The sequence below is a fragment of the Shinella yambaruensis genome (assembly GCF_022899355.1).
Classification (GTDB): domain Bacteria; phylum Pseudomonadota; class Alphaproteobacteria; order Rhizobiales; family Rhizobiaceae; genus Shinella; species Shinella yambaruensis.
In genome coordinates, this window is record NZ_JALJCK010000008.1 from 150,025 (window position 1) to 176,419 (window position 26,395).

Below are 26,395 nucleotides of genomic sequence, written 5' to 3' on the forward strand. Positions count from 1 at the left end.
TTCCGGTTATCTGATCACTTCATACCAGTCATGCTATCAGTTGCTTGTATACCGTACCGCTTTCGACGATCGTGTCGTAGGTTCCGTCTTCCACCAAACTTCCGCCATCAAAAGCAAGCACCCTTTTAAAGTGTTTTGCAAGCGGGGTATTTGACAAAACCCAGACAACAGCCGGATTATCACCGCTCTTGGCCAGGAACGCAAGGGCGGCCTCCACGATGTGCTCCTGCAGGTGGTGGTCGACGCCCGAGAACGCACGGTTGAAGATGTAGTAGTCCGAGCGGCGGATGAGGGCGCGGGCCAGGCCCAGCTTCAGGCGCTGCAGGTTGTTCAATCGCCGGCCGCCGGCCCCGATATTCGATTCCAGCCCCAGCGCCATCAACGCGCGGTAGAGTTCCGGCCGCTTGGCCAGAAGCTCCCCGCCGATCTCCCTCAGCTTGGAAATCGCGTCGCTGAAGCGATGGTTGAGCTTGCCGAACACGATATTGTCCACCAGCGTTCCCGATGTCAGATAGGCATCCGGATTGTAACGTTCAATGTGGGCCTGGAGTTCGACCGGCAGGTTCGCGTGGAACTGGTGGCGCACCTCGACGATCTTGCGCATCAGTTTCTCGTCGAGCACGCCGAAACGGTGCCGCGGCTCGACATAGAAGAAGCTGAGCTTGATCAGCGCGATCCGGTCCTCCTCGCTCGGTGCGGCATTGTGCCGCAGCTTCTGCAGCAGGTGCTGATAGGTCGGGATCTCCTCCGCCCGCATGAAGGTCAGCTGCTCGAAGAACGGGTGGTCGGGCGGCAGGTCCTTGAAGAGTTCCACCGTGCTCTCGGCGATGGCCTTGCCCATTTCGAACAGCGCCGTGCCGAGGCCGCTCTCGCGCATGATGTTGCGGAAATAGGGCGTTTTGACGATCGCCTTGGTGGAGGCCTTCGGGTCGGGCATCATGCCGAAGAACAGGTTCTCGGCGACCGGCGCCTCGGTGTTGTACTCGTTGTCGCGGAACGGCACGATGAGGTTGTTGAGGTCGCGGCGGTCCAGCTCCTCGCGCAGGTCATGGCGCATCTCGACGATCTGGGCGGCGACGTCCGGGTCGTTGTTGACCGCGATCGAGGAATGCAGCGCCAGCTGCAGCACGTCGTCGGACAGTTCCACCACGTCCAGCACGGCCATCATCGCGCCGAACAGCCCGTCCTTGCCGTTGGCATTGAGCGTGGCGAGGTCGATCCAGTTGCCGTTGAGGTCGAAGTCCGGATTGCCGGAGCGGCGCGCCTCCAGCACGTCCCATTTGCGCTGGTCGGCGGCCTGGCCCTTGTAGGCGGCCGGCTCGATCGGCGCGTGCTTGAGGCCGTAGAGCAGGTTGTCCTTCAGGCTGCCGTGGAAGAAATAGGCCTCGGGCGAGGCATAGGAGATGCGCCGGCCGGTCACGGCCTCCGGCAGGGCGAAGAGGTCGTCGTCGCCCGCCGTCACCTTGCCGCCGGCCGGCCAGACGACGCGCGCCAGCGCCTCGGCGAGGCGATCGCCGCCGCTGGCCGCCGTGCCGATGATGGCGACGGTCTCGCCGGGGGCGATCTTGACCGTCACATGCTCCAAGGCCCGCCCGCCGATATCGTCGTCGACCAGCAGGTTCGTGGTGCTGAGCGGATGGTGCAGCACCGGCTCGTTCCCCGCGTCGATGGCCTGGATCTCGGGGGCGATCATCTCGTCGGCCTCGAACTGCTCGACGACCTGCTCGTATTTGACCTGCACGTCCTGGCGCACCAGCTCCCAGTCGATCAGCTCCTTCAGCGGGCCGGGCAGTTCCTTGTAGGCGTTGATGACGGCGACGAGCTGGCCGACGTCCAGCTTGCCGACGATCGTGAGGTAGCCGCCGATGCAGTAGAACAGGAACGGCGTCAGCTGGGCGAGGAAGTTGTTGAGGAACTTGACCAGGAATTTCCACTGGTAGATGTCGTAGCGGATCTTGAAGATGCGGCCGAGCCGGGCGGCGATGTCGGCGCGCTCGTAGTTGGAGGTGTCGTAGGCGTGGATCGTGCCGATGCCGTCGACGATCTCCGCCACGCGGCCGGCGAGCTGGCGGGCGGTGAGCTGGCGCTCGCGGCCGAGCTCGATGAGCCGGCGGCGCATGCGCGGGATGATGCCGACCTGGATGGCGGCCATGGCGAAGGCGATGAAGCCGAGCCAGAAATGCTGGATGAAGATGAAGACCAGCGCCGTCAGCGCCTGGCCGCCGAGCAGTGCCGGCTGCACGAAGGCATCCGCGGTGAAGCCGCCGAGCGGCTCCACCTCGTCCTTGACCATCGAGGAGACCTCGCCGGCCTTGATGTGCTTGAAGTAGCGCGGCGGGAAGCGAAGGATGCGGTCGACCAGCTCGTAGCGGATGCGCCGCAGCAGCCGCTCGCCGAGACGCCCCTTGTAGGTGTTGATGAAATACTTGAACAGGCCGTTGATGATGACGAGCACGAGGAACGTCAGGCTGAGGGCGAGCAGCGAGGGCATGCGCTCCAGCGGCAGGCCGGCGAAAAGCTCGACATGGCCGAAGAACGGCAGGTCGAAGGCGATCGGCATGAAGAGCTGGGTGTTGCCGGGCTGCTCGAACCCCGTTCCCTGGATCGGGCCGTTGACGATCTGCTTGGGCAGGTCGAAGGCCATGTAGTAGGGGATCATGGACAGGGCGACGATCAGCAGGATGAAGAGCTGCTGCGGCCGGGTGTGATCCCAAATGTACCGGGCGAGACTTTTTTCCATGAAGAGCTTCTGTGCGTGAACGGCCGCTGTCGCGTGTGAAGATTATAAGACAGCCGCAATACCGCAAGAGCTAGGAAGTCACCCGCCGTTTTAGTAGGTCCCTCAGGATTTTCGCGGTACGATTGGCGCCATCCAGTTGCAAAACAGGCACATTTTTCTCCGTCTCGGCCTCTTCGGCCCGCAAGATTGCGTCCGCCAGCGTTTCCCCGGAAAGAATGTCCTCGCGCAGCACGACCGCCCGGCCGAGCCGTTCCAGCCGCTCGGCGCGCGCCGTCTGCTCGCTCTCGCCGCCCGAGGCGAAGGGCACCAGCACCGCGCCGCAGCCAGCCTGCAGCACGTCGCAGACCGTGTTGTAGCCGGCCTGCGAGACCGAGAGCCTTGCCGCCGCCAGCAGGTTGCGGAAGTCGGTGCGGAAGCGCACGAGATCGACATGCGCGGGGCGCGCGGCGGACAGCTGCGCGAAATCGGCCTGCGGCAGGTTGGGACCGGTGATGACCAGCCAGCGGCCGCTGCCGGTGCGGCGGCCGGATGCCGCGAGCGCGGCCTCCACGAGGCCGGCGCCCACCGCCCCGCCGCCGGCCGAGACGACGACGTCGTAGCGTTCCGCGGCGGGTTCTGCCGCCGGGCTGCCGACGAGGCCGGTATAGACCACGCGTCCGGCAATGGCATCGGCCAGCGGAAAGGTGTCCTCCAGGCGCACGAAGGCGGGGTCGCCATGCACGAGCACCCCGTCGAAATGGCGCAGCACGAGGTCGATCGTCTCCTCGTCGCGGCCGGGCTTGGCGCGCTCCTGCAGGATGTCGCGCAGCGAGGTGAGGAGGAGGGGACGCGGCGTGCTCGCCTCGATCGCCGCGATCAGCGGCAGGAGCTCGAAGCGCACCTGGCGGCGGCCGAAGGGGAAGGCCTCGACGATGACGATGTCGGGCCGCATGGCGTGATAGGCGGCGAGCAGCCGGTCGCGCCGCGCGGCCTTGAAGGCCTCGTCGATGACCGTGCCGTTCGCGTCGACGAGCGCGGAAAAACCGCCGTCGCCCACCGCGATGGCCGGCAGGGCGACATGGTCGATGCCGGGGCCGGGAAAGCCGTCGACCGGCATGCCGCCGGTGACGAGGGTGACGGCAAAGCCGTCGTCGACGAGCGCGCGCACGATGCGGCTGGCGCGGGCGAGATGGCCGATGCCGAGCAGGTGCTGGACGTAGAAGAGGACGCGCGGGCCGCTCATCGGCGGGCTCCGGTCGTAAACAGCGCCTTCAGCTGCGCGATGCTGGTATGGTGGTCGAAGCTCCCGCGCACCTTCGCCTCGGCGGCCGCGCCGAGCCTGTGGCGAAGGGCGGGATCGCGGATCGCCCGCTCCAGCGCGCGGGAAAACGCCGCCGCATCCTCGGAGGGCACGAGCAGGCCGTTCTCCTCGGTCTCGAAAAGCTCGGGAATGCCGGAAATGTCGGTCGCCACGCAGGCGAGCTGCTGGCTTGCCGCCTCCACCAGCACGTTCGGCAGGCCGTCGCGGTCGCCGTCCGGCGTGATGCGGCAGGCGAGCGCGAAGATATCGGCGCGGCGATAGGCGGCGAGCACGTCCTTCTGGTCGACCGCGCCGAGCCAGGTGATCTTTTGCGCGATGCCGAGTTCGTCGGCGAGCTTTTGCAGCTTCGCCCGCTCCCCGCCGTCGCCGGCATGGACGAAACGCCAGTGCAAATCCCCGGGAAGCCGGGCGAGGGCCTCCAGCAGGATGTCATAGCCCTTCTTCGGCACCGCGCGCCCGACGCTGATGATGGTGACGGGATTTTCCGGGTCGGAGCCGTCGCGGGGCGGGCGGGGGTTTGCGGCCCCGGCGCAGTCGCAGGCTTCCGGATGCGGGGCGTGGCGTGCGTCACCCCCCTCTGGCCTGCCGGCCATCTCCCCCTCAGGGGGGGAGATTGGCTGGGAGTGAAACCCTTGCTCAATCGGCAACGTCGGAGATGGGCGGGACGTTTCCCCATCCGATCTCCCCCCCTGAGGGGGAGATGGCCGGCAGGCCAGAGGGGGGTAGGCCCCGTCCTCCAGCGGCGGAAAGCGGTCGAGATCGAGGCCGTGGTAGCTGAGATGCACCCGGTCGCGGTTCGGGCCGGCGAGCGCCTGGAGGTGGGCGTGGCCGGATTTGGTGCAGGTCACCGCCCAGTCGGCGGTCGAGAGCTTGTCGGCGAGTTCCCAGTCCTTCGACGTCCAGATGTCCTTGGCATGGGCCGAGACCGAGAAGGGCAGGGCGAGCATGCGGGCCGCGTAATTGGCGACGGAGGCGGGCGTGTGGATGAAATGGGCGTGCAGCCAGCCGCCGGCCTCGGGAAATTCACCGACGAGCACCGCCGCCTGGCCGAAGCGGCGGAACCGGTTGCGGCTGAAGTCCCGCGGCAGGTCCTTCAGGAACTGGCGGATGGCCGCGCCGAAGCCGGGCGCGCGAAGACTCTTGAACAGGCCGCGCAGCACGCGCAAAGGCTCTTCATGCAGGTATTCCGGCAGGTAGGACACCGGGGCCTTGATCTCGTCGTGCACGGGATGGCGTTTCTTGTCCGTCGGGCGGCGGAGCGAGACGAGCACGAGGTCGAGCCCGGCGCGCTCCAGCCCGAGCAGTTCCTGGGCGATGAAGGTCTCCGAAAGGCGCGGATAGCCCTTCAGCAGCACGACGATCTTATGCGGCAGCGACACGGCGGGCGTGGCCTCTTCAAGCGACGGAGGGCGGGGTGAGCTCCCGCGCGGAAAGCTCCTCGCCGACGATGCGGGCGATGTTGCGCAGGCCTTCGAGCCGGAGCTCCGGGTTGCCGCTGGAGGGCGGGCGGCGTTCCGGCAGGGTCCTCAGCGCGGCGGCAAGGCGCGCGGGATCGGCCGATTCCTCCGGCAGCAGCATGTCGACGAGGCCGAGCTCGGCGGCGCGGGTGGCGCGGATGAGCTGTTCCTCGCGCGGCTGCACGCGCGGCACGATGAGCGCCGGCTTGTCGAAGGAGAGGATCTCGCAATAGGTGTTGTAGCCGCCCATCGCCACCACCGCCTTCGCGCCGGCGACGAGATCCTCCATGCGCGAATCGAACTCGATCACCTCGACATAGGGGATCTTCGCGGCTTCCTGCGTCAGCTTGGTGCGCTCGCCCTGCGGCATGTAGGGGCCGAGCACGATGAGGGCGCGGTGGGTGAGGCCGGCATCGTGCCGGTAGGCGCGCAGCACGTCCTCCACCAGCTCCGCCCCGTCGCCGCCGCCGCCGGTGGTCACCAGGATGTAGTCGCCCGACGGCTGGTACTGGGCGCGGTCCATCTTCAGCGCGTTGCGCTGCAGGAAGCCGACGAAGTTCAGCCTGTCGCGCACGCTCTGCGGCACGTCGAGGCCGACCAGCGGATCGTAGAAATCCGGCGGGCCGTAGACCCAGATGTCGTCGTAGAACCGCGCGATCTTGTGCATGACGTCCTTGCGCTTCCACTCGGCGTCGAGCAGGTGCGGGGAATCCATCACCTCGCGCAGGCCGAGGATCAGCCGCGTGCCGCGGCCCTTCAGGTAGGCGAGCGTCTCCTCCACCTCGCCGGAAAGGCCCATCGGCTCCTTGTCGATGATGAAGATGTCCGGATTGAACGTCTCGGCCGTGTGGCGGATGATCGACCGGCGCATGGTCAGCGTGTCCTCCAGGTCGATATGGCGCTCCAGCGAGGTGTATTCGCCGTTGCGCAGCTTGATGACGCTGGGGATCTTCACGAAGTCGACGCGGGCGCGATAATCGAAGGCGCCGGCGATCGTCGCGCCGGAGATGATGAGGACGTTGAGGCCGCGATATTCCTCCACCAGCGCATGGGCGATCGTGCGGCAGCGGCGCAGGTGCCCGAGGCCGAACGTGTCGTGGCTGTACATGAGGATGCGGGCGTGCTCGAAACTGCGGCTCAAGGGCACGACCTCCCGGTATCCGCCGGGCCCGCCGTCGAGGAGGGGCGATTCTTCTGCATTCGTAATCCCGATTTCACTTATAGGGGTCAGCCGCATCACGCAGTCCATCGCCAAGGAAGTTGAAAGCCAGAATGACCAAAACGACGGGTACCACCGGAAAGAGCAGCCAAGGATAGAGAGCGATAATGTTGATGCTGCGGGCTTCCGTCAGCAGGATGCCCCAACTGGTGATGGGCGGCCTGAGGCCGAGCCCGAGGAAACTCAGTGCCGTCTCCCCGAGGATCATGCCCGGAATGGTCAGCGTCGCGCTGGCGATCAGGTGGGACATGAAGCCGGGTATGAGATGGCGGCGGATGATGCGGGCGCTGCCCGCGCCCATGACCTGGGCCGCCAATACATAATCTTCCTCGCGCAAGGCAAGAAGTTTCGAGCGCACGGCGCGCGCAAGTCCGGTCCAGTCGAGCATGCCGAGGATGATCGTAATGCCGATATAGACGAGAATGGGGCTCCAGGTGACGGGGATGATCGCGGCGAGCGCCATCCACAGGGGAATACTGGGGATCGATTGCAACACCTCGATGACGCGCTGCACGACGAGGTCGAAGACGCCGCCGTGATAGCCGGCAAGCCCGCCGATGACGATGCCCAGCACGAAGCTCATGGCAACGCCGAGCGCGCCGATGGTGAGCGAGATGCGCGCGCCGTAGAGGATGCGCGAGAGCATGTCGCGCCCCAGCCGGTCGGTGCCGAGGAAGAAGAACTGGCCGTCTTTCGCCGGGCAGACGAGGTGGACGTCGGAGGTGAAGAGGCCCCAGAACCTGTACCTGTCGCCGCGGCAGAAGAAGCGCAGCTTCTGCACGTCCGTCCTGTCGTCGGTGTAGACGCGCCGGAGGTTGTCCATGTCGAGCGTCATCTTCTGGCCGTAGACGAAGGGACCGACGAACCGGCCCTCATGCATGAAGCGCAGGGTCTGCGGCGGGGAATAGATGAAGTCGATGTTGCGGGTGTGCAGGTTGTAGGGCGCCAGGAACTCGCTGACGGCGATCATCAGGTAGATGACGATGAGGAAGATGCCGGAGACCAGCGCCATCCGGTGGCGGCGGAACTGCCACCACATCAGCTGGAACTGCGAGGCCTGGGCGACCTTCTTCAGCTCCTCGGTCTTGCGCTCGGCGGCATAGGGATCGAACGGCTTGTCCGAGACGAAATGGCCGAGCGGGGCGCCGGGTTCGGGAAGGGGCGTCTTCACTTGCGGGCGCCTCCGCCGAGCCGGATGCGCGGGTCGAGGATGGCAAGCGCGATATCGGAGACCAGCACGCCGATGACGGTCAGGAAGGCGAGGAACATCAGGAAGGAGCCGGCGAGATACATGTCCTGCGTCTGCAGGGCCTTGATCAGCATGGGACCGGTCGTCTCGAGCGACAGCACGATGGCGGTCACCTCCGCGCCGGAGATGATCGAGGGCAGGATGGAGCCGATGTCGGAGATGAAGAAGTTGAGCGACATGCGCAGCGGATATTTGGTGAGGACCCGCATCGGATGCAGGCCCTTGGACCGCGCGGTCACCACATATTGCTTGTTGAGCTCGTCGAGCAGGTTGGCGCGCAGGCGCCGCACCATCGCCGCCGTGCCCGCCGTGCCGATGATGATGACCGGGATCCAGATATGCGAGAGGATGGAGCGGAACTTTTCCCAGCTCATCGGCGCGCCGAGGAACTGGCGGTCCATCAGCCCGCCGATCGAGACGCCGAACCAGATATTGGCGAAATACATGACGACCAGCGCCAGCATGAAGTTCGGCACGGCGATGCCGATGAGGCCGGCGAGCGTCAGGCCGTAGTCGCCCCAGCTGTACTGGTGGGTGGCGGAGTAGATGCCGATCGGGAAGGCGATGAGCCAGGTGAAGATGATCGTGACGAACGAGACCAGCACCGTCAGCCAGAGCCGGTCGCCCACCACCTCGGAGACGGGCAGGCGGTATTCGAAGGAATAGCCGAAATCGCCGGTGAGCATGCCGCCGACCCAGTAGACATAGCGCAGCGCCGGCGGCTTGTCGAAGCCGTAGCGCTCGCGCAGCTCCTCGATCTCGGCCATGTCGGTGGCCTCGCCCATGGCGCGCAGCTCGGCGATGTAGCTCTCGAAATAGTCGCCCGGCGGCAGTTCGATGATGGTGAAGACCAGCACCGAGATGAGCGCCAGCGTCGGAACCATGACGGCGATGCGCCAGAGGATGTAGCGGATCATCGGGCGGGCTCCTGGGCAGCGCGTGTGATGGTCAGCACCCCCCTCTGCCCTGCCGGGCATCTCCCCCACAGGGGGGGAGATTGGATGGAGTGGGGGGCCTGCCTCACTGCAACATGGCGATGTGAGCCATGGCCCGGCCTCTTGCCGATCTCCCCCCCTGTGGGGGAGATGCCCGGCAGGGCAGAGGGGGGTAATGCGGCGTTGCACCCCATGTTCGCAACCGCCATCACGCCTCCTCCTCGTACCAGAACGTGTCCGGCATGTAGACGCCGAGGAAGCTGGTCGGCTGGAAGCCGCAGAGGGCCTTTTCCGGCATGTTGCGCAGCCGGCGCGACCGCACGACGGGCTGCGAGATGCCGTTGACGGTGCCGATGGTGAAGACCTGGTCGGCGTGGTGGGCGAGCATGTCGTGCCAGATCGCCGCGCGCTCCTCCTCCGTCGTCGTCATTTCCCAGGCGGCGAGCTTGTCGACGAGATATTGCACCTCGGGCATGTCCGGCGGCTCGCCCTTGGTCTTCACGGTCGCGTAATACATGCCCCAGACCGGCCACTGGTACTGGTCGTCGGCGCTCGGGGCGAGCTCGGCGGGCGACATTTCCGGCGTCGGCACGCCGTTGTCGAGCCCGTACCAGACGGACATCACCACCTCGCCGCCGATGGCGCGGCTGCGGAAGATGTCGCGCTGGGAGACGCGCACGAAGAGGCCGAGGCCGATCTCGCGGAAATAGTCGGTGACGAGCTCCAGCACGTCGGTTTCCAGCGTGCTCTCCCCGGCGCTCTCGATGACGACATGGGCGGGGCGGCCGTCCGGCAGGAGGCGCGTGCCTTCCTCGTCGCGCTTGTCGAGGCCGGCCGCGTCGAGCAGGCGGTTGGCTTCCTCCGGGTCATAGCCGGCATAGGCCCTGGCATAGTCCGGCTTGAAGAGGGGGCTTTCGGGCAGCACCGTGTTGGCGCTTTCCTGGCCGAGGCCGTAGAACACGGCCTTGTTGATCTCCGTGCGGTTGATGGCGAGCGACATCGCCCGGCGCACGCGCACGTCGCGCAGCATGTCGCGCCAGCCCTTGTCGCCGCAGTTGAGATTGGGGATCAGGGCGACGCGCGAGCCGAGCGTGCGCTTCCACAGCATCACCTTGATCGGATACATCGTCTCTGCGTTCTTCAGCAGCGTGTAGTCGGTGAAGTCGAGATTGGCGAGCTGGAGGTCGCTCTCGCCCGTCGCCGTCTTGGCCGAGATGAGGTCCGGCGAGGAGACGTTCAGCACCAGCCGGTCGACATAGGGCAGCTGCGTCCCGTTCTCGTCGACGCGGTGGAAGAACGGATTGCGCTCGAAGATGAACTGCTCGGCCGGCGGTGCGGTGCGCGGCCGCCAGGCCTCCAGCGTCGGCAGGTCCGGGTTTTCCGGGCGCGTCTGGCGCGACATCTTGATGTGCAGGCCGCGCCAGTCGTCGACGCGCTGCGTCTTGATGTGCTTTTCCAGCTCCTCCGCGGTCTGGAACTTCTTGTGGAACTGCCGCATGTAGGCGGACGGCAGCGCCAGCACCAGCGGAATGGGCGAGGCGAGCTTCGGCAGGAAGTCCGGGATCGGCTTCTCCCAGGTGTAGCGCACCGTGACGGGGTCGATCACCTCGAAGGCCGGCGGCTTGCCCTCGACGAGCAGGTCGGTCGGTGGGCCGCCCTTCAGGAGCTCGCGGTTGAGGATGACCTCCTCCCAGCAATAGCGGAAATCCTCCGCCGTGAAGGGATCGCCGCTCGACCATCTGTGCCCTTCGCGCAGGCGGAAGGTGAAGATGCGCTCCTCCTCCACCGTGAAGCTCTCGAGGATGTCCGCCTGGAGCTTCAGGTCCCGGTCGTAGCCGACGAGGCGCGAATAGCTGTTGATCGGCACGAGGCGCACGTCGCGCTGGCCGCCGATCAGGATGCGCAGCCTGCCGCCCTGGATGCCGGGGGCACCGCCGAGCGCGGCGGTGTCGATGACGCGCGGCACCTTCGGCAGCCGCTCGGCGACCGGCGGCAGCTCGCCCGCCGCGATCTTCTCCTTGAAATAGGCGGTGTCGCCGGCGGCGGCGCCGCGGGCAAGGCCCGGAACGAAGGCGGTGGCCAGGAGGCCGAGGGTGGCGCGGCGCGTGATCACGAGGAGAGTTCCCGCATGTCGGCATTCTTGCGGGCGAGCACGAAATGGCCGCCGCCGAGATCGGCCGGCGCCAGGCCCTCGCTGCCCTCCTCGTCGCGGAAGACGCGCGCCCAGCTCTCGCGCGAGACGGCGCTGGTCCGGCCGGCCGTCTCGAAGTTCAAGGGGCGCTCGAGGTCGGGGAAGGGCACGGCATCGAGCAGCGCCCGCGTATAGGGATGCACCGGCGCGGTCATGATGATCTCGCGCGGCGCGATCTCGACGATGCGCCCGGCCCACATCACGGCGACCCGGTCGGCCATGTAGTCGACAACGGCGAGGTTGTGCGAGATGAAGAGATAGGTGAGCCCGAGATCCTTCTGGAGGTCCTTGAGGAGGTTGAGGATCTGCGCCTGCACGGAGACGTCGAGTGCGGAGACCGGCTCGTCGCAGATGATCATGCTGGGCCCCAGCGCCAGCGCCCGGGCGATGCCGATGCGCTGGCGCTGGCCGCCGGAAAAGCTGTGCGGATAGCGCTTCAGCGAGGCCTCGTCGAGGCCGATGGCGCGGATCAGCGCCTTGGAGGCCATCCTGCGCTTGGCCGCATCGCCATAGTCGTGGATGTCGAGGGGCTCGCGCAGGATGTCGCCGACCGTCATGCGCGGCGAGAGCGAGGATTGCGGGTCCTGGAACACCATCTGCATGCGCGTGCGCAGCGATTGCAGCTCCGCGCCGCTGGCATTCAAGACGTCGACCGGCCCCTTGCCGTCGTCGAACAGCACGGAGCCGGCATCCGGCTTTATGGCGCGCATCAGGATCTTGCTGACGGTGGTCTTGCCGCAGCCGCTTTCGCCGACGAGGCCGAGACATTCGCCGCGCCGGATGTCGAAGCTGACGCCGTCGACGGCCGGCCGGGGCTTTTCCTTGTGCCGGCCCGGCAGGCCCCAGTTGTCCTTGCGGGTCGCGAAGGTCTTGCTGAGGTCGCGGACCGACAGGATGATATCCGGCCCGGTGCGGGCCTGGTATTTCTTGGAAAGCAGGCTGTCCTGGTCGACCTCGATCTCGCGCAGCGGCTTCAGCCGGTCGCCGCGCTGCATGCCGAAATGCGGGATCGCCGCCATCAGGCCCTTGAGATAGGGATGGGCGGGCCGGTGGAAGATCGTCTCGACCGGCCCCGCCTCCATGATCTCGCCCTGGTAGATCACCACCACCTCGTCGGCGATGTTGGCGACGACGCCGAGATCGTGCGTGACGAGCAGCACGGCCATGTCCATCTGCTGCTGCAGGTCGCGCAGGAGTTTGAGGATCTGTGCCTGGATGGTCACGTCGAGCGCCGTGGTCGGCTCGTCGGCGATGAGGAGCGCCGGGCCGCAGACGAGCGCCATGGCGATCATCGCGCGCTGGCGCATGCCGCCCGACAGCTCGAAGGAGTACATGTCGTAGACCTTGCGCGGGTCGGCAAAGCCGACGCGCGACAGCATGTCCTCGCAGCGTTCGCGCATCTCCGCGCCGGCAAGGCCGCTGTGGATGGCAAGGGACTCGCTGATCTGGTCGCCGATCGTGTGCAGCGGCGAAAACGAGGTCATCGGCTCCTGGAAGATCATGCCCATGCGCCCGCCGCGGATGGAGCGGATCTTCCGGCCGTCGCGCGGCAGGGGCAGGATGTCGATGGGGCCCTCGTCGGAGAGCGGGTCGTCGAAGAGGATCCTGCCGGAAACGCGCGCGGTCGGCGGCTGCAGGCCCATGGCGGTCTGGCTGATGACGGACTTGCCGGAGCCGGATTCGCCCACCAGGGCGGTCACCTTTCCGGGCAACACCCTGAGACTTGCGCCCCTGACGGCGGTGATCCTCGCGCCCATCAGGGAGAAGGAGACGTGCAGGTCTTCGATCCGCAGCAGGTCCCTCGGCCGGCGCCTCGCATTCGAGTTCATATGTGCTTTCTCGCCTGACGGATTTTTATCCACGCGGCCTTTTCTTGATGTTCCCCACAGTGACACTAGCGCGCGCACTTTTTTCTGTCCACGCCTTACTCCGGGCAAGGTTGGGGGGTTGTCGTTGCTTCGGCCGGGGCCGAATATGAAGGAACGTCTCCGGCGGGCGACCTCGCTCTTGCCTTGCCCCCGGCGCCGGATGCAAAACCGCGTCGCACTTTTGCCGGACTTCCTCTAGGACAGCTTGATGTCAGCCAAGCAACGATTGAACGAACAACTGGAAAAAGCCGCCGAATATCGCGAGGCCGGCGATTTCGGCGCCGCCTGGCAGGTGCTGGAAGAGGTCTCCGCCGATCCCGAGCGGGCCGCCCTCGGGCCGGAAACGGCGCTCGGCCTGCCGCGCCGCCTGCATTCGGCCTTCCTCAAGCTCGCAAAGGCCGAGGGCGATCCCCTCGAGCGCATCGGCTATCAGTATCACCTCGTGCCCGATCCGGACCTGCTGTCCGCGCACGGACGCTTCTCCTCGGCCGAGCGGCGGGCGATCGCCGAGGCGAACCGCGCCGCGATCCCGCCCGTCATCCACCAGGTCTGGATCGGGGAAGGGGCCGTGCCGCCCGCGGCCAAGGCCTGGGAGCAGCACGCCAAGGCCCATGGCTACGGCCATTTCCTCTGGCGGGAAAAGGACCTGGAAGAGGCCGGCATCCATGAGAACACGGCGTTCCGCGCCATGCTGGAGCGGGGGGACTATCCCGGCGCCGTCGATATCGCGCGCTACCTGCTCGTCGAGCAGGAGGGCGGCGTCTACCTCGACTGCGACTGGTATCCCGCCCGCGCCGACATCAGCTTCCACGATCTCCTGCCGATGACCGGGCTGACCGCCATGGCGGAGGACATTCCGCGCAAGACCGGCCGCGGCAGCCTGCTGCTCGCCAATTCCTTCCTGGCAGCGCCGGCCCATCATCCGGTCCTGGTGCGCCTCAACGCCGTGCTGCCCGAGGTCGTCGCGGCGATGCCCGGGGCGCCCGCCTGGTGGTCCACCGGCCCGCTGATCTTCACCGTCGTCGCCCGCGGCGGCGCCGTCACGCTCGCCGATGCCGGGCTGGTCGCCGGCACCCTGCCGCGCGGCGCGCCGCCTGCCGATGTCGAGGCAGCCTGCCGGGCGGCCGAGCGTGATGATGGCGGGTTGTTGCTGGCGTGGAAGTCGTGGTGAGGCATTTTCTGGCCTGCCGGATATCTTCCCTGAGGGGCAGGCTACTTGCCTGTGGACGGAAACCGTTGCCCCATCCCCTTCTCCCCCGGGGGGAGAAGGTGCCGGCAGGCGGATGAGGGGGAGACCGAAGGCGTAAATGATTGCAATATCGCACCTGCCTCACCCCCTCATCCGACCCTTCGGGCCACCTTCTCCCCCCGGGGGGAGAAGGGGATGGGGCATCGTCCTGCCCCTATACCTGTCTTCAAGGGGAGATGCCCGGCAGGCCAGAAGGGGTGGCAAAGGCCGGGACCTCTTCCTGGATAACCGCCCGCATTGCCCTTGAAGCCGGCCCTGTTCCGTGCTTTGCCCGGCACCATATTCCATCTGTGACGAATGACGGCCAGGACAGCCGCGACAAAGGTCCCATCCGGAGAAGAAGCACCATGAAGATCGCGATGATCGGTTCGGGTTATGTCGGCCTGGTATCGGGCGCCTGTTTTGCCGATTTCGGCCACACCGTCGTGTGCATCGACAAGGCCGAGGCGAAGATCGAGGCGTTGAAGCGCGGCGAGATGCCGATCTTCGAGCCGGGCCTGGAGGCGCTGGTGGCGGAGAACGTCAAGGCGGGGCGGCTCTCCTTCACCACCGAGTTCGCGGGGCCTGTCGGCGAGGCCGACGTCGTCTTCATCGCGGTCGGCACGCCCTCGCGGCGGGGCGACGGCCATGCGGACCTTTCCTATGTCTACGCCGCCGCCCGCGAGATCGCCCGGTCGGTCAAGGGCTTCACCGTCGTCGTGACGAAATCGACCGTGCCCGTCGGCACCGGCGACGAGGTGGAGCGCATCCTGCGCGAGACCCGCCCCGAGGCGGACATCGCCGTCGTGTCGAACCCGGAATTCCTGCGCGAGGGCGCGGCGATCGGCGATTTCAAGCGGCCGGACCGCATCGTCGTCGGCATCGAGGACGAGCGGGCGCGCGAGGTGATGACCGAGGTCTACCGGCCGCTCTATCTCAACCAGTCGCCGCTGCTCTTCACCACCCGCCGCACCTCCGAGCTGATCAAATACGCCGCCAACGCCTTCCTCGCCATGAAGATCACCTTCATCAACGAGATCGCGGACCTGTGCGAGAAGGTCGGCGCGGACGTGCAGCAGATCTCGCGCGGCATCGGCCTTGACGGGCGCATCGGCGCGAAGTTCCTGCATGCCGGCCCCGGCTATGGCGGCTCGTGCTTCCCGAAGGACACGCTGGCGCTGGTCAAGACCGCGCAGGACAATGACAGCCCCGTGCGGCTGATCGAGACCACCATCGCCATCAACGACACGCGCAAGCGCGCCATGGCCCGCAAGGTCGTCGCGGCGCTCGGCGGCGAGGTGCGCGGCAAGAAGATCGCCGTGCTCGGCCTCACCTTCAAGCCGGAGACCGACGACATGCGCGACGCCCCGTCGATCTCCATCATCCAGGCCCTGCAGGACGGCGGCGCGAAGATCTTCGCCTACGATCCCGAGGGCATGGAGGCCTCGAGGGCCGTGCTCGACGACGTGACCTACGGCGCCTCGCCCTACGACATCGCCGAGGGCGCGGAGGCGCTGGTCATCGTCACGGAATGGAACCAGTTCCGCGCGCTCGATTTCCAGCGGCTGAAGGCGAGCATGGCAAGGCCCGTCCTGGTGGACCTGCGCAATGTCTACAAGCCGGAGGAGGTGGCCCGCCACGGCTTTGCCTATTCGAGCATCGGCCGCGGCACATGCGCCATGGTCGCGCCGGTCTGCGAGGCGGCGGAATGACGCATTTCCTCGTCACCGGCACCGCGGGCTTCATCGGCTTCCACCTCGCGCGGCGCCTGCTTGCGGACGGCCACACGGTCACCGGCTTCGACGGCATGACGCCCTATTACGACGTCACGCTGAAGGAACAGCGCCTCGCGCTGCTCACGCCCCACGAGGGCTTCCATCAGGTCACGGGCCGGCTGGAGGACCGCGCCGCGCTCGATGCCGCGGCCGCGCTGAAGGCGCCCGACGTCATCCTCCACCTCGCCGCGCAGGCCGGCGTGCGCTACAGCCTGGAAAATCCCGGCGCCTATGTGGACTCCAACCTCGTCGGCTCGTGGAACGTGCTGGAACTGGCAAGGGCTCTGCAGCCGAAACACCTGCTGCTCGCCTCGACCTCGTCGATCTACGGCGCCAACGAGAAGATCCCCTTCGCCGAGGCCGACCGCGCCGACGAGCCGATGACGCTCTATGCCGCCTCGAAGAAATCCATGGAGCTGATGGCGCATTCCTACGCCCATCTCTACGCGGTGCCGACGACGGCCTTCCGCTTCTTCACGGTCTATGGTCCCTGGGGCAGGCCCGACATGGCGCCGATCAAGTTCTCCGACGCCATCCTCTCCGGCCGCCCGATCGACGTCTATGGCGAGGGGAAGATGAGCCGCGACTTCACCTATGTCGACGATATCGTCGAGGCGATCGTGCGGCTCGTCGACGTCGTGCCGCGGGAGGAAAGCCGCGTCACGGCACCCGGCATCCTCGACACGCTCTCGGCCGGCGCGCCCTTCCGCACCGTCAATATCGGCGGCGGCCAGCCTGTCGGGCTGATGACCTTCATCGAGACGATCGAGAGGGCGCTCGGCCGGCCCGCCCTGCGCAACTACCTGCCGATGCAGCCCGGCGACGTGCCCCGCACCTTCGCCTCCACCGAGCTCCTCGCCCATCTCACCGGCTTTTCCCCGCGCGTGACGCTGGAGGAGGGCATCGCGGCCTTCGCGGCCTGGTATCTGGAGTGGCGGGCCCGGTAGCGCCCGCACCGCCCGTTGCCGCAGGCCGCCCGTCGAACGGGACGCCGCCCGGCCCGGTCACGGGTTGCATAAGGCGATTTATGGAACTGCCCGCCGCCAGGCCCTTATCGTCCCGGCAAGCCCGGCCGGCGGCGGGAAAAGGCTTTTTCGAAATTAGTCTATATAGATGATAGAATTCCTATGCCCGGTGGCCGGACGCTGTATCCTCCCGATATGCCGTCGCCCGCGGCGATCCCCGCCGTGGCGCCTGGAAAGGCAAAGGAGGCCGCCATGCCGTCGCTCGATATTCCCGTCGATACGCTCATCCTGCCGGGCCTCAACGGCTCGCCGGAGGCGCACTGGCAGCGTCACTGGGCGCGCGACAACCTGGAGAGCCGTGTCGTCGAGCAGCATGACTGGTCCTGCCCGGAGCAGCGGGACTGGCTCGTGCGGCTGGAGCGGGTGGTGGAGATGGTCGGCAACGACGTCTGGCTGGTCGCCCACAGCCTCGGCTGCCTCCTGGCGGCGCATTTCGCCGAAAGCCGGCTGGCCGGGCGCATCCGCGGCGCGCTGCTGGTGGCGCCCTGCGACCTTGAGACGACGGAGGCGCTGCATCCCTGTATCGTCAGGTTCGGCGCCATGCCGGCGCGGCGGCTGCCCTTTCCCTCGCTCGTCGTCGGCAGCCTCGACGATCCCTACATGCCGGTCGAGCGGCTGCGCCAGACGGCGCGCGCCTGGGGCAGCGACCTCGTCGATATCGGCCATGCCGGCCATATCAACATCGCCAGCGGTTTCGGCCGCTGGACGGCCGGCTATGATTTCCTCGACCTCCTGAAGACGCGGGCGAGCGACGCGGACTTCGGCCGCATTCCCCTTCCCCTCCCCTCCCCCGCGGCCCTTGCCGGCAGCGGGCCGGTTCCCCACTGAACGGCGCGTGCGGCCTTGACGCATGCCGCGCAAAAGTATGCGGCGGTTCTGCTCAGCCCCGCGCCTCGCGCACCAGCGCCAGCGTTTCGAGCCGCGTGATCAGGCGCTCCGCCCGCGCGGCGCCGAGATGGTCTCGCGCGGCCGCCGGCCAGAGGTCGAGCGCCAGGAGCACGGTCTCGCGCACCTCCCGCTCGATCCAGTCCGGATCGAGCCCGAGAAACGCGGCGACGCGGCGAAAGCGATGCAGCGTGACGGCGGCGAAGGCATGGGTGCCGACGAAGCGCAGCGCCAGCTGGTCGGCCGGCGCGAAGAGCACGGTCGGCACGATGTCGTAGGCCGGCGACAGGCGCACCGCCCCGCCCCCGGGAAACAGGAAGGACCAGTTCTTCAGGTGGTTGTCGCCATTGCCGACGAGCACGTCGGCGACGATGCGGCGGATGCCCTCCAGCACGTCGGCGCGCCAGTCGGTGCTGAAGCGGCGGATCATGTTGAGGATCGTCTCGTAGGTCGCCATCGTGTATTTGCGCTCGCCGACGGCGCCCACCACCTGGCCGGCATCCTCCATGTGCAGGCGCCTGCCCTCCCCCGGTCGGTCGAAGCGGTCGATGGAAAGCGCCATCGCGCCGCCCGGGAGGAAGCCCGCCGGCAGGCCGTCGATCGCGTCCACCGGCACCAGCCGGCAATCGGCCGTCGTCACGCCGATCATCCGGCAGAGCGTCATGGCGGCGAACTCGGCCTCCGGCAGGCCGGGATAGCGCGCCGCCGGCACCTTGAGGATCGCCCTCCCCTCCCCTCCCCGTGCCGGCACGGTCAGCCGCGCGCCGGCGGGGGCGGCGGAGAATTTCAGCTGCACGCCGGCCAGCGAGAATTTTATCAGCCCCTCCGGCTGCGGCAGGTCGAGCCCGGCGAGCCGTTCGAGATGGAGCGGGCCGGCGGTCTCGGGCGGGGCCGTCTCGGGCGTCACCAGCACGGCGCCGGGCAGGTCCGCGCCGAGCCGCGTCAGGAGGTCGAACTGGTCGTGCCGGCCCGGCCCCATCTCGGCGAGCACGAGGTCGCGCAGCGCCCCTTCCGGCAAGAGCCCGGCAAACCAGGGCGGCAGGTGGCCGTTGAGGCCGATCTTGTCGCCGCGCGCGGCAAGCCGGCCGCGCGTCGCCGCCGCGTCGCCCGGCACCTGCCAGCCGAGGCTCAGCACCGGCCGCGCCGGATCGCGCAGATAGGCCTCGTCGATAAGGAAGGCCGTCGCCCCCTCCCCGTCGCGCGTCAGCGTGCCGACCCGCCGGGGCAGGCCTGCAGGATCGAGGAGATGCACCCCGAGCACCGCCGCGCGCGCCATCACGCCTCTCCGTCGGAAAGATCGACGAAGACGTCGTCGAAGGCGGTGCCGCCGGGGGCCGCCGCGCCCTCCCCCGCCTCGGCGGGCGCAAGCAGCGCCTGCACGGCCGCCAGCCTTTCGGCCGGCACCAGTACGGGCGCAAGATCCAGCGCGTCGCAGATCTCCAGGAGCAGCGCCAGCCGGTCGCGCCCGCGGCGGGCCTGCAGGAGGTCGCGCTCCAGCTCCGAAATGCGCGCCCTGTCCCGTCCCAGCCGCGCCGCCAGCGCCGGCTGGGTGAGGTCGCGGCCCTTGCGGGCCCGGCGCAGCTGCGCGCCCAGTTGTTCTGCTATCGGTGACTTCATGCGGAAAAGCGCTCTTTTTCTGAGAACAAGCGGAATTCCGCATATCATGAAAAAGGTCGCCGCAGAAGCGGAATTCCGCTTTCTAGAACAATAAGAGCGGAATTCCGCATGTTATTGGGAATTTTCTATCCGTTCAGCAACCCGTTCACCGCCTCCGCCGCAGGCCGGCCGTCCAGCGTGGTCACGCCGTCGAGCCAGGGCTTCACAGCGTCGGGATGGGCCTTCAGCCATTCGGTGGCGGCGTCCTTGGCGTCCTTGCCGTCGTTCAGGATGGCGCCCATGATCTCGTTTTCCATGTCGAGCGTGAAGCGCAGGTTGGTCACGAACCGCGCGGCGTTCGGGCATTCCTGCGCGTAGCCGGCACGGATATTGGTGTAGATGTCGGCGCCGCCGTAATTGGGGCCGAAATAGTCGTCGCCGCCGGAAAGATAGTCGATGGCGTAGACCGAGTTCATCGGATGCGGCGCCCAGCCGAGGAAGACGATCCACTGCTTCTCGCCGATCGCCCGGCCGACCTCGGCCAGCATGCCCTGCTCCGAGCTCTCGACGAGCTCCCAGCCGCCGAGGCCGAAGGCCTTCTTCTCGATCATCTCGGTGATCATGCGGTTGCCGTTGTTGCCGGGCTCGATGCCGAAGATCTTGCTGCCGAACTTCTCGGCGAATTTCTGCAGGTCGGAAAAATCCCTGACGCCGGCATCGGCGACGTATTTCGGCACGGCGAAGGTGTATTTGGCGCCCGTCAGGTTCGGGCCGAAGACCTCGATCGACTTGTCCTCGAGGAAGGGCTTGCGGTCGGCCTCCATGCTCGGCTGCCAGTCGCCGAGATAGACGTCGATGTCCTTGTTCTTCATGCTGGTATAGGTGACGGGGATGGAGAGCAGCTTGCTCTCCGGCGCATAGCCGAGCGCTTCCAGGATCGCCGAGGCGACGGCGGTCGTCGAGGTGATGTCGGTCCAGCCGACATCGGAGAAGCGCACCGCCTTGCAGCTTTCCGGATCGGCCGCCTCGGCCGCGCCGAGGGGCGCAAGCAGGCCGGCGGCCATGGCGAGGGTCAGTCGGGCAAGCGTCATTGTCCTCAGTCTGTACATCTGCTGTTCCCTTTCTTGTTTCTCCGTTTCATGCGAAAGGGCGGCTCACCAGAGTGCGCCGCCCGAGATCTGTATGTTCTCCATGGTGATGCCCCTGGCCCCCTCCCCCGAGAGGAAGACGGCAAGGGCGGCGATTTCGCTCGGCTGGATGATGCGGTTCTGCGGGTTCTGCCGGGCGATGTCGGCCATGGCGTCCTCCAGCGTGCGCCCGCCGCCCTCCCGGTCGATGACCTGCTGCACGTTGCGGCGCATCAGCTCCGTCTCCACCCAGGTCGGGCTGATCATCACCGCCGTCACGCCGTGCGGCGCGCCCTCCAGCGCCACGCAGCGGGTGAGCCCGAGCAGGCCGGCCTTCGAGGCGCAATAGGCCGGGTTGTCCTTCCAGCCGACCGTCGCCGCCGTCGAGCCGATATTGATCACCCTGCCCCAACCGCGCGCCATCATGCCCGGCAGGTAGGTCCGGATCATGCGGAAGGCGCCGTTGAGGTTGGTGTCGATGATCTTCAGCCAGAGCTCGTCCGAATGGCCGCTGACCGGCTGCTCGGCCGTCGTGCCGGCGGCGTTGACGAGGATGTCCGCCGGCCCGCAGGCGGCCTCCGCCGCCGCCGCGAAACCGGCGATACCCGCCGCGTCGCGCACGTCGAGATGGCCGGCATGGACCTTCGTGCCGAAGCGCTCCAGCCTCTCCCGCACGGCGAGGATCTCCCCCGGGTCCGGATAGGCGGCGGCATCGCCCTGCCGCCCCGCCGCCTCGCGCACGAAGGAGCCGACCGCGACATTGGCGCCCGCCCCGGCAAGGGCCTCGGCGATCGCCAGCCCCTGCCCCGTCAGCCCGCCGGTGATGACCGCGCTGCGGCCCGCAAGATGGTCCGTCATGCCGTCTCCTTCCCCGGTTTGCCCAGGGGTTTTCCAAGCCAGTCGCGGTAGAAGCCCTCGAGGTCCGGCTGGAAGTCGTGCACGATGGGATAGCCGGGCGCGGCCGCCTCCACCTCGTGCAGATGGGCGCAGGCAGGGCAGAAGAACTCGCGGATCTCCATCCAGTCCGGGTCCGGCAGGTCGGAATTGGGATAGATCTCGCGCAGGCTCGCCTCGGTGTTGCGCACGTTGATCACGGCCTTCAGCTTCCAGTTCTCCCGGTAGTCGCCGAAGGAATGGCCGCATTCGCAGCGGGTCACCCGCCCCTCCCCGCCGTCGCAGATGAACAGCCGGTCGCCGACGGGCAGCAGGATCGGGTCGTCCCATGCCACGCGGTCCTGCAACACACTGATATATTTATCGAATCTGTCGTCGTCCTTGTAGGCGCTCATGATCCGGCGGGTCTGCGGCCAGGGCAAGGTGCCCTCGACCAGCTCGCGGATGACATCCTTGGAATAGGCACTCATGGCTCACGTCTCCCCGGCAAAGGCATAATCGGCGTCAAGACCCCAGAAGCTTTTGAATTCGCTGGCGAATCTCGGTGAAAGCTGCATCGCGCTGCGATACATCCTGGTGACCTCCGGCGCAAAGTCCTGCCGCTTCACGCGCGCGGCCTCCCCGGCGATCCAGTCGGATACGGGAATGGCCTTTTCCAGCCGCGCCCTGCGCATCTCGGCCCGCCGCGCGACGGTGGCGTCGATATCGGCCTGCGGATAGCCGTCCGCGTCGTCCCCGAGGATGATGCCGAAGACCGTCTCCGCCGCCTCGCGGGTGAGGAAGCCGTTTTCCACGTCCAGGGCCGTCTTCACCGGATCGCGCTCCAGCACGTCGCCGAAGCCGCCGCCGCCATTGTAGGCATGGCTGAAGATGTCGCCCGACTTGTGCGGCCGGGTGATGTAGGGCCCCTCCTCGAAGACCTGCTCGCCCTTGTAGGCGCGCTCGAAATCCGAGGTGACGGGATCGGTGCCCGGCCCATGCGCCAGCGCCTCGCCGCGTGCGGCCTTCTCGAAGATGTCCGAGCCGCGCACGGCATGGTGCTTCTCGCAGGTCGGCGCCGGATAGCCGCCGCACAGGCCGCCATTGTCGAAGACGCGGGAGGAGTGTTCCGAGGTGACGAGCCGCAGGTGCTCCGTCTTGTTGATCAGCCAGGTCGAGGAGAAGGCGCAGCCGCCGCGATATTTGCCCGCCCCCCCGGAATTGGGCACGATCGAGCGGCCGATATAGACCATCGGCATGTTCTGTTCCCAGATCTCGATATTGCCCATGTCGGATTCCGGGTTCCAGCCGACATAGGCCGTGTCGAGCCCGTCCTTGATGGCGAGCGCGCCGGAGCCGGCGGCCGCGCATTCGAAATGCGCCATGCCGAACTGCGTGCCGTACTGGCTGATGCCGCCCATCTCGATCATCGGCGAGTTCACCTGCCCGACGAAGGCCTCCTCCACGAAGCCGCGGGCGATGAAGCCGCGCGACAGGAGCCGCTGGAAGACGCCGTAGGCCGGCAGCAGCAGCGCCCAGGAGGTGGCGGTCGCCGCCATCTCGTTGTCGGGGTTGGTCCAGGTGCCGTGCGGGATGTTGATCTCCGTCGCCATCCAGGCGCCGTCATTGACGAGGCCCTCGAAATTCATGTGCTGGGTCAGCGTCACGAACATGCCGCCGTCCATGCCGGCCGGCGTGCAGTTCATCGAGTGGTAGCCCCAGGGCTGGGTGCCGTCGAAATCCATGCGGATCTTGCCCTCCGCGGTGATCTCCATCTCGATCGGGATGTTGTAGAGCCAGTTCGGCGGGCCGAGCGGCTGGAAGCCGGGCTTGCCCTCCGTCACATGGCCGTAGAAGGTGTGGCCGCGATAGATGCCGGGCACGGTGAGCTGGCGGGTGCGGGCGAGCTGCGCCCGCCTGCCCTCCTCGATGAACTCCTTCGACAGCCGCTGCCAGTAGTCAAGGCCGATCTCGGAAATCAGCGTCTTGACGCTCTCGCGCATGTCGATGCAGGCCGCGACCTTGGCCTTCTCGTCCAGCACCCAGTAGATCGGCATGCGCAGGTTGCGCTCGCAGCGGATGACGTAGTCGCGGCGCAGCTCGTCGTTCTCGCCGACCTTCTCCGCGCAGACGAACAGGCCCTCGGTGAAGCGCTCCTGCGCCAGGCACACGTCGCCGCCCGGCGTGATGCCGCCGGCCTCGAGCTCGTGGCAGACCGCGCCCGCCCAGCCGACCAGCGTGCCCTCATGGAAGATCGGCACGACATCCATCACGTCGGGCACCTGCACGGTGCCGATGAAGGCGTCGTTGTTGGCGAAGATGTCGCCGTCGCGGATGGCGGGGTTCTCCTCGTAGCCGTTGCGGATCATCCATTTGATGAAGCGGCTCATCGTGTGCACATGCACCATGATGCCGTTGGACAGCGCGATCGCGTCGCCTTCCGGCGTGTAGATGGCGACGACCATCTCGCCGACCTCGCGCACGCCGGGCGAAGCGGAGATGCGGCGGGCCATTTCGCGGGCCGAGACGCAATAGGCGCGCAGCTTGGTGTGCAGCGTCTCGAACTTCAGCGGGTCCTGCCGGCGCAGCGTCAGTTCGGTGATGCCGTCGTAGCAGCCGGTTTCCTCCATCAGCCGCTCGGATTCGAGAAGGCGCGAACGGAGGGGATTTGCGGTCTTGTCCAGCATGGTCATGTCTCCCGCTCAGGCGTGAATGTAGTGGAGCAGCGTCCATTCATCGATGAAGACGCGGTCGTCCGGATGCACGACCAGCGTCGTTGCCGGGTGCTCGATGATGGCCGGACCGGCCACCTCGTGGCCGGGCTCGAGCAGGTCCATCTCGTAGAGGTTCGCCCTGTGCCAGCGCCCGCCGATATAGGCCTCGCGCACGCCCTTGTGGGCGCTTGCCGGGTTGGCGGTGCCGAGCGGGCGCCGCACGAGCGTCGGCTTGATCTTGTCGGCCGTGGCGATGACGCCGAGCTCCATCAGCGAGAAGCCGGCCTCGCCATATTTCGAGACGCGGTGGTTGGCCTTGGCATAGACCTCCTCGAACCGGGCGAGCACGGTGCGCATGTCGTCGGCCGAGTTGACAGCTGGCAACGGCGCGATGACCTCGACGTCCTCGAGCTGGCCGGTATAGCGCGCCATGAAGAAGGGCACGGTCCTGATCTTCTCGCGCGCATGGCCGTCGGCCAGCATCTCGTCGACCGCCGCCCTTTCGAGGTCCTGCCAAACGCCGGTGATCTGGCTGCCGGCGGCGGCCAGCGCGTCGTCGGAGGCGCGGGCGGCGATGTCGATCTGGGTGGAGACCGAATGGCGGCGCATGTAGTCCGCCGTGGTGCAGCCGAAGGCGGAGAAGCCGGCGGCGAACTGGAAGGTGATGATGTCCTTGAAGCCGATGCCCCTCGCGCAGCCGGCCAGATGCAGCGGGCCGGAGCCGCCATAGGAGAGCAGGGTGAATTCCGAGGGGTGGATGCCCTGGCCGGAGATCACCCGGCGCAGCGCGTTGTTGGCGTCCGCCTCCAGCATCTCGATCATGCCCTCGGCCGCTTCCTCCACGCCGACGCCGAGCACGTCGGCGCATTTCGCCTTGAAGGCGGCGCGCGCCTTCTCCACCTGCAGCTTCACCTTGCCGCCGAGGAAATAGTCCGGGTTCAGCCGGCCGAGGATCGCGTCGCAATCGGCGATGGTCGGCTCGGTGCCGCCGCGGTCGAAGCAGATCGGGCCGGGATCGGAGCCGGCGCTCTCCGGCCCGAGCGAGATCTTCCGCGTCAGCGGATCGACCTTCAGGATCATGCCGGCGCCCGCGCCGATCGTGTCGAGATGCAGCGTCGGCACGTTGAGCTTGAAGCGGTCCATCAGGGGCTCGTTCTCGATGCGCGTCTGGCCGCGCGAGATGACGCCCATGTCGAAAGAGGTGCCGCCCATGTCGGAGCAGATGAGGCTGTCATTGCCGATCAGCTTGCCGATATAGGCCGCGCCCAGGATGCCGCCGATCGGGCCGGAGATCATCGTCTCGTGCAGGCGGGGGTGGTTGATCGAGGTGAGGCCGCCGAAGGAGAGCAGGGTCTGCACGCCGTATTTGAAGCCGTATTTCTTCGAGGCGTCCTCGATGCCGCGCAGCTGCCTGCGGCCGCGCGAGGTGGCATAGGCCTCGATCAGCACCGAGTTCAGCCGCGACTGCTCGCGGATGACGGGGCGCACCTCGTGGCTGGTATAGACGGCGATCTCCGCGCCCGCCCTGTCGATCTCCTGCCGGCAGATCTCGGCGATGCGCTTCTCGTGCACGGGGTTCACATGGGAGAAGATCGTCATGATGCAGATCGCGTCGACCTTGTCCCTTATGAGGGCGCGGGCAGCTGTAACGACATCGGCGTCGTAGAGCGGCAGCACGACATCGCCGAAATGGTCGATGCGTTCCGTCACGCCGTGCGTGCGCCGGCGCGGCACCAGCGGATCGGGATGGGCGTGGGTGACGGCGTGCAGGCGGTCGGCATAGGAATAGTCGGCCCAGGCCTGCAGGCCGCGGCCCATCAGGATCATGTCCTCCATGCCCTTGGTGGTGATGAGGCCGAGGCGCCGGCCGGTGCGCGACAGCAGCGTGTTGAGCATGCCGGTGCCCGAATAGAGCACGACGTCGACGCCGGAGAACAGGCTTTCCAGCGAGATGCCCCAGGCCTCCGCCGCATCGAGCGAGGAGGCGAGGAACCCCTCCGCCTCGTCCTTCGGCGTCGTCGCCGCCTTGCCGATCTTGAAGTGTCCGTGCTTATCGACGAGGATCGTGTCGGTCATGGTGCCGCCCGCGTCGATGCCAATCACAATCGGGTTTTCCAAGTCCTTGCCCTCCTGAGACATTCGATGGGGGAAGACTAGGATCGCGCCGGGGCGCGGCGCCATATGCCGAAAGGCACAATGACGGCGGGGAGGGG

19 protein-coding genes are annotated in these 26,395 nt (G+C 67.3%); 4 read left to right on the forward strand and 15 right to left on the reverse strand.

Annotated features, from left to right (window positions below; all coding sequences use genetic code 11):
• Positions 1 to 28: 28 nt before the first annotated feature.
• The 8 genes from MUU56_RS19625 to MUU56_RS19660 all read right to left on the reverse strand — a co-directional run bounded on the left by MUU56_RS19625 (position 29) and on the right by MUU56_RS19660 (position 12,920).
• Positions 29 to 2,740: an ABC transporter transmembrane domain-containing protein gene (locus MUU56_RS19625; RefSeq protein ID WP_244768976.1), complete on the reverse strand. Its 2,712-nt coding sequence runs from the start codon at positions 2,738 to 2,740 to the stop codon at positions 29 to 31.
• A 70-nt stretch (positions 2,741 to 2,810) separates the two neighbouring features.
• Positions 2,811 to 3,962 carry a glycosyltransferase family protein gene (locus MUU56_RS19630; protein WP_244768977.1) on the reverse strand — a complete coding sequence of 384 codons (1,152 nt, stop codon included), beginning with the start codon at positions 3,960 to 3,962 and terminating at the stop codon, positions 2,811 to 2,813.
• Positions 3,959 to 5,419 carry a glycosyltransferase gene (locus MUU56_RS19635; protein WP_398432603.1) on the reverse strand — a complete coding sequence of 487 codons (1,461 nt, stop codon included), beginning with the start codon at positions 5,417 to 5,419 and terminating at the stop codon, positions 3,959 to 3,961. Before MUU56_RS19635 ends, MUU56_RS19630 begins: the two co-directional genes overlap by 4 nt.
• Before the next feature lie 16 nt (positions 5,420 to 5,435).
• The gene (locus MUU56_RS19640) at positions 5,436 to 6,638 is read right to left on the reverse strand and encodes a glycosyltransferase family protein (RefSeq protein WP_244768978.1); all 1,203 of its coding nucleotides are present in this window, start codon (positions 6,636 to 6,638) and stop codon (positions 5,436 to 5,438) included.
• A 73-nt stretch (positions 6,639 to 6,711) separates the two neighbouring features.
• The gene (locus tag MUU56_RS19645) at positions 6,712 to 7,887 is read right to left on the reverse strand and encodes an ABC transporter permease (RefSeq protein WP_244768979.1); all 1,176 of its coding nucleotides are present in this window, start codon (positions 7,885 to 7,887) and stop codon (positions 6,712 to 6,714) included.
• Positions 7,884 to 8,882, reverse strand: coding sequence for an ABC transporter permease (locus MUU56_RS19650; RefSeq protein WP_244768980.1), 999 nt, complete (start codon positions 8,880 to 8,882; stop codon positions 7,884 to 7,886). The genes MUU56_RS19645 and MUU56_RS19650 overlap by 4 nt, the downstream gene beginning before the upstream one ends.
• A 226-nt stretch (positions 8,883 to 9,108) precedes the next feature.
• Positions 9,109 to 11,013, reverse strand: a complete 1,905-nt coding sequence (locus MUU56_RS19655) for an ABC transporter substrate-binding protein (protein WP_244768981.1) — start codon at positions 11,011 to 11,013, stop codon at positions 9,109 to 9,111.
• Positions 11,010 to 12,920 (reverse strand): ABC transporter ATP-binding protein, encoded by a 1,911-nt coding sequence (locus MUU56_RS19660; protein ID WP_244768982.1) that lies wholly within the window; start codon positions 12,918 to 12,920, stop codon positions 11,010 to 11,012. Before MUU56_RS19660 ends, MUU56_RS19655 begins: the two co-directional genes overlap by 4 nt.
• A gap of 247 nt (positions 12,921 to 13,167) precedes the next feature.
• Here MUU56_RS19660 and MUU56_RS19665 point away from each other — a divergent pair, with 247 nt between their 5' ends.
• The 4 genes from MUU56_RS19665 (at position 13,168) to MUU56_RS19680 (ending at position 17,815) form a co-directional block, all read left to right on the forward strand.
• Positions 13,168 to 14,130, forward strand: coding sequence for a glycosyltransferase family 32 protein (locus tag MUU56_RS19665; RefSeq protein WP_244768983.1), 963 nt, complete (start codon positions 13,168 to 13,170; stop codon positions 14,128 to 14,130).
• A gap of 425 nt (positions 14,131 to 14,555) precedes the next feature.
• Positions 14,556 to 15,899, forward strand: coding sequence for a UDP-glucose dehydrogenase family protein (locus MUU56_RS19670; RefSeq protein ID WP_244768984.1), 1,344 nt, complete (start codon positions 14,556 to 14,558; stop codon positions 15,897 to 15,899).
• Positions 15,896 to 16,909: an NAD-dependent epimerase gene (locus MUU56_RS19675; protein WP_244768985.1), complete on the forward strand. Its 1,014-nt coding sequence runs from the start codon at positions 15,896 to 15,898 to the stop codon at positions 16,907 to 16,909. The genes MUU56_RS19670 and MUU56_RS19675 overlap by 4 nt, the downstream gene beginning before the upstream one ends.
• A 270-nt stretch (positions 16,910 to 17,179) precedes the next feature.
• A complete protein-coding gene (locus MUU56_RS19680) occupies positions 17,180 to 17,815 on the forward strand; it encodes an RBBP9/YdeN family alpha/beta hydrolase (RefSeq protein WP_244768986.1) in 636 nt (211 codons plus the stop codon).
• 52 nt (positions 17,816 to 17,867) lie between these two features.
• On the opposite strand, the gene MUU56_RS19685 is transcribed toward MUU56_RS19680, so the two are convergent.
• The 7 genes from MUU56_RS19685 to MUU56_RS19715 all read right to left on the reverse strand — a co-directional run bounded on the left by MUU56_RS19685 (position 17,868) and on the right by MUU56_RS19715 (position 26,300).
• Positions 17,868 to 19,148 carry a type II toxin-antitoxin system HipA family toxin gene (locus MUU56_RS19685; RefSeq protein WP_244768987.1) on the reverse strand — a complete coding sequence of 427 codons (1,281 nt, stop codon included), beginning with the start codon at positions 19,146 to 19,148 and terminating at the stop codon, positions 17,868 to 17,870.
• Positions 19,148 to 19,489, reverse strand: a complete 342-nt coding sequence (locus MUU56_RS19690) for a helix-turn-helix domain-containing protein (protein WP_244768988.1) — start codon at positions 19,487 to 19,489, stop codon at positions 19,148 to 19,150. Before MUU56_RS19690 ends, MUU56_RS19685 begins: the two co-directional genes overlap by 1 nt.
• A 125-nt stretch (positions 19,490 to 19,614) precedes the next feature.
• Positions 19,615 to 20,577, reverse strand: a complete 963-nt coding sequence (locus tag MUU56_RS19695) for a choline ABC transporter substrate-binding protein (RefSeq protein ID WP_398432609.1) — start codon at positions 20,575 to 20,577, stop codon at positions 19,615 to 19,617.
• A gap of 45 nt (positions 20,578 to 20,622) precedes the next feature.
• On the reverse strand, positions 20,623 to 21,453 hold the full coding sequence (locus MUU56_RS19700) for an SDR family NAD(P)-dependent oxidoreductase (protein ID WP_244768989.1): 831 nt from the start codon (positions 21,451 to 21,453) through the stop codon (positions 20,623 to 20,625).
• Positions 21,450 to 21,959, reverse strand: a complete 510-nt coding sequence (locus MUU56_RS19705) for an acetone carboxylase subunit gamma (RefSeq protein ID WP_244768990.1) — start codon at positions 21,957 to 21,959, stop codon at positions 21,450 to 21,452. The genes MUU56_RS19700 and MUU56_RS19705 overlap by 4 nt, the downstream gene beginning before the upstream one ends.
• A 3-nt stretch (positions 21,960 to 21,962) precedes the next feature.
• The gene (locus MUU56_RS19710) at positions 21,963 to 24,155 is read right to left on the reverse strand and encodes a hydantoinase B/oxoprolinase family protein (RefSeq protein WP_244768991.1); all 2,193 of its coding nucleotides are present in this window, start codon (positions 24,153 to 24,155) and stop codon (positions 21,963 to 21,965) included.
• Between the two features lie 15 nt (positions 24,156 to 24,170).
• Complete coding sequence (locus tag MUU56_RS19715) at positions 24,171 to 26,300, reverse strand: hydantoinase/oxoprolinase family protein (protein WP_244768992.1); 2,130 nt, start codon at positions 26,298 to 26,300, stop codon at positions 24,171 to 24,173.
• Positions 26,301 to 26,395 lie beyond the last annotated feature (95 nt).